The 8,161-nt window shown below is 42.8% G+C and carries 8 protein-coding genes; 3 read left to right on the top strand and 5 right to left on the bottom strand.

All coding sequences use genetic code 11. The features are described 5' to 3' along the window. Positions 1 to 253: 253 nt before the first annotated feature. The 4 genes from lepB to F6K38_RS13310 all read right to left on the bottom strand — a co-directional run bounded on the left by lepB (position 254) and on the right by F6K38_RS13310 (position 5,082). Positions 254 to 1,891, bottom strand: coding sequence for a signal peptidase I (lepB, locus tag F6K38_RS13325; RefSeq protein WP_008189639.1), 1,638 nt, complete (start codon positions 1,889 to 1,891; stop codon positions 254 to 256). Between the two features lie 628 nt (positions 1,892 to 2,519). Then, entirely contained in the window at positions 2,520 to 2,687 is a 168-nt protein-coding gene (locus F6K38_RS44165; RefSeq protein ID WP_081431930.1) for a transposase, read from the bottom strand. 146 nt (positions 2,688 to 2,833) lie between these two features. Then, positions 2,834 to 3,370: a Uma2 family endonuclease gene (locus F6K38_RS13315; RefSeq protein WP_287267594.1), complete on the bottom strand. Its 537-nt coding sequence runs from the start codon at positions 3,368 to 3,370 to the stop codon at positions 2,834 to 2,836. 248 nt (positions 3,371 to 3,618) lie between these two features. Beyond that, positions 3,619 to 5,082: a sodium/glutamate symporter gene (locus F6K38_RS13310; RefSeq protein WP_008189647.1), complete on the bottom strand. Its 1,464-nt coding sequence runs from the start codon at positions 5,080 to 5,082 to the stop codon at positions 3,619 to 3,621. 256 nt (positions 5,083 to 5,338) lie between these two features. Between F6K38_RS13310 and F6K38_RS13305 the strand changes: the two genes are divergently transcribed. The 3 genes from F6K38_RS13305 to F6K38_RS13295 all read left to right on the top strand — a co-directional run bounded on the left by F6K38_RS13305 (position 5,339) and on the right by F6K38_RS13295 (position 6,691). Beyond that, positions 5,339 to 5,500, top strand: coding sequence for a hypothetical protein (locus F6K38_RS13305; RefSeq protein ID WP_165691813.1), 162 nt, complete (start codon positions 5,339 to 5,341; stop codon positions 5,498 to 5,500). Beyond that, positions 5,478 to 5,933, top strand: a complete 456-nt coding sequence (locus F6K38_RS13300; RefSeq protein WP_008189649.1) for an NUDIX domain-containing protein — start codon at positions 5,478 to 5,480, stop codon at positions 5,931 to 5,933. The genes F6K38_RS13305 and F6K38_RS13300 overlap by 23 nt, the downstream gene beginning before the upstream one ends. Before the next feature lie 89 nt (positions 5,934 to 6,022). Further along, positions 6,023 to 6,691 carry a PEP-CTERM sorting domain-containing protein gene (locus F6K38_RS13295; protein ID WP_044495188.1) on the top strand — a complete coding sequence of 223 codons (669 nt, stop codon included), beginning with the start codon at positions 6,023 to 6,025 and terminating at the stop codon, positions 6,689 to 6,691. 282 nt (positions 6,692 to 6,973) lie between these two features. Here F6K38_RS13295 and F6K38_RS13290 read toward each other — a convergent pair whose 3' ends face one another. Then, the gene (locus F6K38_RS13290; RefSeq protein WP_008189653.1) at positions 6,974 to 7,609 is read right to left on the bottom strand and encodes a hypothetical protein; all 636 of its coding nucleotides are present in this window, start codon (positions 7,607 to 7,609) and stop codon (positions 6,974 to 6,976) included. Positions 7,610 to 8,161: the final 552 nt, after the last annotated feature.

The raw sequence follows: 8,161 nt of genomic DNA, 5'->3' as shown, positions 1-8,161 counted from the left end.
CATACTACTATGTTGAGTGAACCTTATGTTCAGGTGTTAGCTGAACTGTTGAAACTTTAGCCGATACCGTTGGGTGGTGTTGGCAAGAAGCCCGCGTTGTCCCGTTAGGGCAACGTCGGGAGTATGTCACTCAAAACACTTCTTTGTTTGGGACTAGAGTTGACTATTCATGCTGATGCTGCTTGGAGTGCTTACTTTGCTGTCATGATTCGGGAAATGGTTCAAGACTCGAACCAGACAATGTACATCAATTTCACAAGGTTATACCGCTGCGATCGCGAGGCCAGTAGATTATGAATGCTTTACCAATAATGTTCTCTCTGGGAACAACCCCCCAATGGCGGCTATCGTAGCTGTTTTCCCGGTTATCACCTAGTACCAGATAGGAGTTAGGTGGCAGTGTCACCGGTTTACACAAATAGGGTTGCGGTACAGATTTACAAGCATTCATCACTGTTGGTTGACCATCAGCAATATAGTCTTCTGCTAATGGTTGATTATTAATGTAGACCTTTCCATCTTTAAGTTCTACTTTGTCACCTGGTAAACCAACTACACGTTTAATAAATGCCTGCGTTAAGTTTTGCTTTTTGAGAGTATCAGTAGGGTTAAATACTATGATATCTCCTCTCTCTGGATCTTTGAAGCGATAACTTAACTTTTCAATAATCAGGCGGTCATTAATTTGGAGCGTAGGTAACATCCCACCAGCAGGTATGTAGCGAGCTTCTGCAACATATGCTTTCCAACAAAACTGCAAACCAAACTCACAAATACCAAAAATCATTAGGAGTAAAGAAATGGTTACTATAAAATTTTTCGTTCTTTCTCTACGAACTGGTGAAGCCGAGTAAGCATGATAAGCAACAAAACCGGAAAAAATCAGTGGCGCTAAGGGAAAAAATCCTAAAACTATAACAATAATAAAGAATAAAATACCCAGCCCAAATTTCTTAATGTATAAATGCCCCAAACCAGGCCAACCAGGTATTACTCCTGATAAAAATACAGCCAGCCAGGGGTCTTTGTCTCTTTTTCTCAATTCTTCAAAGCTTGCACTATTCGCTTTTATGGCACATTGATGAGCATCAAAGAGATTCCATAACCAGAGCAGCATCATAGCTAACCAGCAGAGGAAGCCGATTACCAATTCAACTTTAGGAGTTAAGATTAGAATTAATCCCAAGTAAAACAGTACATTTATAATAGATATTATCCACAATCCTCTAATAATTTCACCGGAGTATATCTGCCCAAGCCCAGGCAAAAACTTTGATAAAATTACAGCTAACCAAGGTTCTTTTCCAGATAATGACTCGTCATTAATCAGATTTTTTCGACTTTTATTAGCATTATTATACTTATAACTTTTAGCATTGACAGCACTCTTGGGCTGTTGAACTATGCTGTCTTCTATAGGTACATCATTTGAAGTGGTATTATCCGACGACGATATCGGTACCGGGTTGAAAGCAGCAAGGCTCTCTGGTACTCCAACAATTTGATTGTGATCGTCACTTTCGTTCGTTTCGATCTGCTCTTGAGTGCCTCTGCTCAATAGCTCTCCTACTTTGGAGTCATCAAAATTTTTTTGGTGGAGTACTAACTGGATTGTTTCACGCCAATCTGGGGAGTTTTTACCCAACTGACATCCATAAACCTTGACGGTTCTAATCGATTCAACTTCCAAAGCGATGATTTTTTTACGAAGGAAAGCTACTAATTCTTCTTGATTTGGTACTTGAGTTGACTCTAGCAACACAGACAAGCAGTCATCTCTGAGTTTAACTTTAGCTCTAATGCCTTTGGATTTGAGAGAATGGTTGATTAATGCCGCGATCGCTTTTGGATTGCCTTGCTTAGCTAATCCGGTAATGTTCTGATGGCTCATTATTGTAAACTATCGCAGTGATGCTTGTAAAAATCTACTCAATTCAATTAAATTGAAATCAAAGTTTGAGATAAATTAATCTGCTAAAAGTTAGATTTATTAAAAATTTCAATTTTTTGGATACATGAATTTAAGTTAAATTCTGGCTGAAGTTCCCCCGTACACATGTACTAAATAAGTCCAAAAGTACTGCCAATCCTAGCTTTGAGGGTTGTAGAACAACAGTATTACTGGGTACAGACTGACGAGGGAAAACGGCTGAACCTATTGCTATGAATAAATTGTAGCGTACTCGTGCAATGAAGGGTGTACACTGTTGCCATTTATTTTAGCTTAACTTGCGACAGTTCAATGCAACTCCTCCGCCATGTAAAAACTTGTTTTTGGTTAGGGTATGCACTACAATGGGAGCTTAGACTAAAAACCGGTAATCCAGCCGAAACTCCCACTAAACAAGGCTTAGAGAGATTTGTACCCAGTAGTACATTAGTTCTACACTATCAAAATGTAAGCGCAGTAAAGCTTTGAGAGACAGGTAGTACGTTTGTATGGGGGAACTTCAGTTCTGGCATTTTGGTCAGTATAACTGTTAATAACCTTTTAGGTTTTGAGTATTTTTCTGTTGGTTCTATGGAGCGATTTCAGATTTGAGGGTATGGAGATCACGAATTCTAGGATTAAGCCATTGCCTGGTCATTGCCGAGAGTTCGATTTCTGCGATATTGAGCCAGGAGCTATGTTTGGGGCTGTGGTGGATTTTAAGTTTTTTAGTGCGATGCTCCTTGGCCTTGGCCAAAAGGCCACGCTACGCGAATGGGCCACGCTACGCGAAGGTCGCCGCTTCGCGAACGCATTATCTTGTCGGTTGGATTTCACGAAGCTCAACCCAACATCATCGATCTCGGGCAACAAATAGCATAAAATCAAGGCAGGAGCAACGAGCTATGATCGGCGAGTCATAGCCATTACCCCGTTGACCGTAAGTTCGGGGAGAATGCCTAAGCTTGGTAGAATTTCTTCTCCTGAACAGACTATGGGTAGGTCATCTCCCTGCCAGACCCAAATCTGCTGACGAGCGAAATCTATTAACCAGGCTAATTGTGTTCCATTACTGAGGCAATGCAGAATCTTGTTTTGCAAGTTTAAAGTGCTTTGGTCAGGGGAACGAATTTCTATCAGCCAATCGGGTGCTCCATCAAGGGGTCCGTCCTGATCAGGAAGATGATCGCAAGCAACGATAGCAATATCTGGCACTGGCGAGTAGGGAGGTATGATGCAGCGTAGCTCCTGCACCGCTTCAAATCCATTGGTACGATCATTAATGTAATTAACCAGATTGCGTTGTAGGCGCGAGTGAAAGAGGGTTGGCATTGGTTTTTGGACTGCTCGCCCATCAATTAATTCCCATGCCGGAGAAGCCTCAATATTGGCTTGAGTGAGGAATTCTGCGAGGGCAATCCTTGGGATCGACTGGGTCATAGCTACTTACAAAATTTCACTGGTTCAGTTTATACCAACCACAGTACAGGCCAAATCTTGCCCAAGGTTGCCCAAGAGAAGCACGCTTCCCTTGCCCGATTACAGACTAGGGCGTGTTTTCAAAGTTTTACGCAAGATTATGATCCCCCCCAGCCCCCCTTAAAAAAGGGGGGAGCCATACTCAAAGTCCCCCTTTTTTAAGGGGGATAATGGGGGATCTCCGAGGCAAGAAAACACGCCCTAACCCTTCAAAGATTAGCTTGCCTAAATGTCTTTCTCATCCGCTTAAAGTTCCACAGACCAAAGATTAACCAGAAAGCTAGTAATCCTGTGGTTAGCAGTAACACTACCGATGGGCCAAATTGCACAATCAGTGCTGGTGCAGCAGCAGTAAACAAGCCACCACCTACTATCGGTTCAAAGAACAACTGTTTGTAGGCGAAACTCTCAAAAGCACCGGTATGGTTATCTGGGTCTACCATCTGGATCAACAAGATACCGGTTGCTGTCACTCCCATGGATTGTCCCATATCCCCGATGCCACGCTCAAACCAGTATCTGGGGAGTATACGGGGTGCCAGGAAAATAAATCCCCAGATGTTCCAGACGATGCCAGCGATCGCAAGAATTAAAAATGGCAAGAGGTTGTTTCCCAGCACTCTTAGGGAAATCGACGCTAATGCGGTCACAATTACCACATCTAGCGCTACGCCAGAGATACGCTCCTGCAAGGGTCGAATAATTAGTGACCCCAGTCCTAGACGCACGGTTACTACTTGGACAATCAAACCACCAATTAGTGCCATGGGAAAAAGAGGCACATACTGAATGACTTGAAAGCCACCGGCTCCCCAAGTAACTGACTCAATAAACTTGAGCACTGCCAGGATTAGCCAGCCGATTGCGATCGCAACTCCTACAAAAGCAAGGTTCAATGACAGGGGATCGATCAGTAAACCATCCATTAATCTCGCTCTGGTTAACCTGACTTCCGTAGGTTCTCGTTGAATTGTCTGTTGAATTGTATTTTGAATTTTATCCCGAAACTGTTGTAGCTCACTGCTGGGATCAGGGCTCCTGTGGATGTATCCCTTGCGCCTGCCCCAGCTTGCTAGCCAGGTACCTGCGATCACTCCTGAGAGAATACCGACTGTAGCCAAGCCTAGAGCCAAGTCACCACCGTCGTTAAAACCGAGTTTTCTAAAGGTATTGGTCATGCCAGCAGCGGTGCCGTGACCGCCTTCAAAGGCAACTTCGATTAATGCACCTGCGATGGGATCGACACCGAATATCGGACTCAAGACTAACAGAACTAGCAGCAGTCCAATCACATATTGTCCCCAGGCCAGGGTTTGACCGAATGCTACCTGAGGTGCCGCTTTGCGCCAAATTTTTATGGGACTGGGGATAGCTTCACCTAAAAATAAGGCGGCGAAGACAACATTGATAAAGACACCAGGAGACTGAGACCAAAATGTTGCCATGGCTTTCGGAAACAAACCCCCAGCTAGTAAGGAATCTGTACCTGATACGGTAGATGCGATCGCACCCAATACTCCTGGTCCGAGTAACAATGCTACTCCCCCAGCAATAACCGATTCTGGTAGATAAAGGGATTGAAACAGCGGAACTTTCTGTTTGAGAAACCTGCCGATCAGGAGTAAAATCCCGATCATGATCAAAGCAAATAAAGCATTGATGAGCGTAAACATAGCACCTTCCCCTCAGTGGGATAGTTACACCACCGAAGTCAACTGCCTCTGCTAACTAAAAATTTCAAATGTGACGGTAAAGCTTTGATGGTAAAGCTTTAACAGTAAAGCATCGTCGGCGAGTTGAGTCTATCGTGGTGAAGCTGAATAAAAAATTATTGTAACTCAGGCGAGAGATAAAATTCCGTCTAGTCTCTAGTTTTTGGGTCAGGGTAATCGGACATATCGCATTTCTCACAATATTACACAATATTAATTGTCAGAATTTATGATCGGAACTTCCCTACTCCCTACTCCCTACTCCCTACTCCCTACTCCCTACTCCCTACTCCCTATTCACTATTCCCTGTTTCCTTTGCTATATGATAAATACTCAAGCATATGTTATCTAACCCATGACTTCTACTCAATACCGTAATCCTGCTCCCACTGTTGATATCATTATTGAACTAATCGACCGACCCCATCGACCGATTATTTTGATTGAACGGGAGAATCCCCCCCTAGGCTGGGCAATTCCCGGTGGCTTTGTAGATTACGGCGAGTCGGTAGAAACAGCAGCGCTGCGGGAAGCTAAGGAAGAAATCAGCTTACAGGTTGAACTAATTGAGCAATTCCAGGTGTATTCTGACCCTAGTCGTGATGCCCGTAAACATACCATTAGTATTGTGTTTTTAGCTACAGCAACTGGTGAACCAAAAGCGGCTGATGATGCTAAAAATCTCGGCATTTTTCACCCTTGGGAAGTTCCATCTAATCTCTGCTTTGACCACAACAAGATTTTGCGGGATTATTGGAATTATCGCCATTATGGAATTAGACCTAGGCTATCTGCGGAAGTGATACAGTAAGTCATCAACTAGGGATACATTGAAGCAACCTGAATGCAAACATCAGCCTGTAATCCTGATAATTAAGAAAAGTTAAGGATTACACACTCATGAACATCAAGCCCTCTTTAATGGCAGCTGCTACTGTAACCATCGCTGCTTCTACATTGACCGCCATCTCTGCTGAAGCGGCTGCTCTTGACTTCGATATTTCTCCATTTACCGGTTCTCCAGCTACAGTCAACATTACTTTAGAGGAAGTTGGCAATGATGTTAAGTTTAACTTTGAAGTGACTGATACCTTGGCCGACATCACTGGGGTATTCTTCGATATTAACGACACTTTCAATTTGAACTCAAATGATTTGAGTGTTAGTGGCAATGATGTAACCGGGGGTTTGGTAACCAATACTAAGAATCTTGGCAATGGTGTCAATCTCAACGGTGGTGGTCCGAGCAACCCTGGCTCATTCGATTTTGGTTTAAAGATTGGCACCAATGGTATCGGAGGTGATGATATTCAAGCCACTAGCTTTACCCTATCTCACGCTACAGAAGCCTTAACTCTCAATATGTTTAAGGAGCAAAAGTTTGCAGTGCGTCTGCAAAGTGTAGGGTCTAATCGTGAAGGCAGTAGTAAACTAACAGGAATATCCCCTATAAAAGTTGTCTACCCCTCTGATAACAAACCAGTTGGTGTACCGGAACCCTCCACTGTACTGGGATTAGGCTTATTCGCTGTAGGTCTAGCTGGCACACGCCGCATTGTCAAAACCTAAGGAGTTGATATCAATCAAACCGATTTTGTCTTGGCTATTACCATTAGCTGAATGCTTAAACCAATAGGGAAATAATGAAATTGGATTGTGATTCCATCGTCATCACAAACAATGATTGGTCTTCATAAAGTATACTCATGGTTTTGATGCTTCAGTTTCTGTAATGGTAGAATTGGAGAGATTAACTAAATGCAGGGTGTATCTACTTTTACTTCAGACCGGTAAATAAGAATGACTAGGGCAAGCATCCCTGCTGATAATATCACATTAGGATATGACATTTCAGAGTTTACAGATAGCTTTAAGAACCTTTAGCAATTGAATAGAACTCTCAGATTCCATCAGGTTTAGTAATGGCATCAGCTGATAAGTTGGGGAAGTTTCCTGCTGCAGATAAACAAACTGATAACGTAATCCATTGGTCACTAGCCCCCATACGGATTTTTGATGCTCTAAACTTTTAGAGGCATAAGTCAGTAATTGTGGTAAACCTGCTGTTACGTCAGCTAGACTGTTTTTCGTTTCGATCACCAACACCCAAAAATAGTTATTAGCTGGTGTTGGTTGCTGGTTGTTTATTGCTAGAATATCAAGCCGCCCTGTAATTCGTGTCTCCTCGTCTTCACTATCAATTTCCGCAATCCCCTCTTCCACGGAAATTGTAATCGGGTAGTGATAGAAGCCAGCTAATCTTAGCAATGGAGCAATAACCACCAACTTTACCTGGCCTTCAGAGACTTTTCCTGATCTTAGATAGGGACGAAAATCATTCTTTATTTGCACCAGTTCCTGCTTTTCAACCTCTGTTAGCAGTTCTAAGGATAACAAGGGCATGAATGAGCCATCATAATCTTCTTCAAGATTCAAAAGACGATGAACATCCTCAAGAGATAAGTTACTAGGGTTTAAAGTTTTCATGAGACACTTAATTTTTATCCAATGCTAAAACAGTTTTGATATTACAAGTTTTCTGATTCCACATATATGCCCCTAATCCAACAGCTAGGTTATAACTACAGTAGTTGCTAGTGGTGCTTTAGGGGGGGCTTGCCTTCATTTTCCACCTCTTCGCACTTTGTTGGGAAAGCCTGCCCGAAAATTGTAATGGGTAAGATGCCCATTCCACGGCTGATGCCCATTCCACCCACCAGCCCAAACAGCTTTTAGGAGATGCACCCTTTAGCACCTCAAGTACCGTGCCCATAGCCCATAAGCTTAATGCTTACAGTCTTCGAGGTCAGAATTCAGTATTCCCAAGGGAGATCCGGTGACTTGCTGAAAAGCTGGGATTGATGATCGTGATTTTTTTTTGCATCATAGAAGTAACTCCTACTTGGTTGGGAGGAAAGCCGCGCTGGTCATGATTAACGGGCATACTCAGCGCGGTTCTTAGTCTCATTTTTTACCTTCTATAGTATAGATAAATCTTCGAGAAAATGCAAGGATTAATTAAAATATTAACATTTATTT

Origin of the sequence: Moorena sp. SIO3B2 (assembly GCF_010692525.1) — a bacterium.
Classification (GTDB): Bacteria; Cyanobacteriota; Cyanobacteriia; order Cyanobacteriales; family Coleofasciculaceae; genus Moorena; species Moorena producens.
Note: the sequence above shows the minus strand (reverse complement) of the source record. Positions and strands in the feature narration are given on the sequence as shown.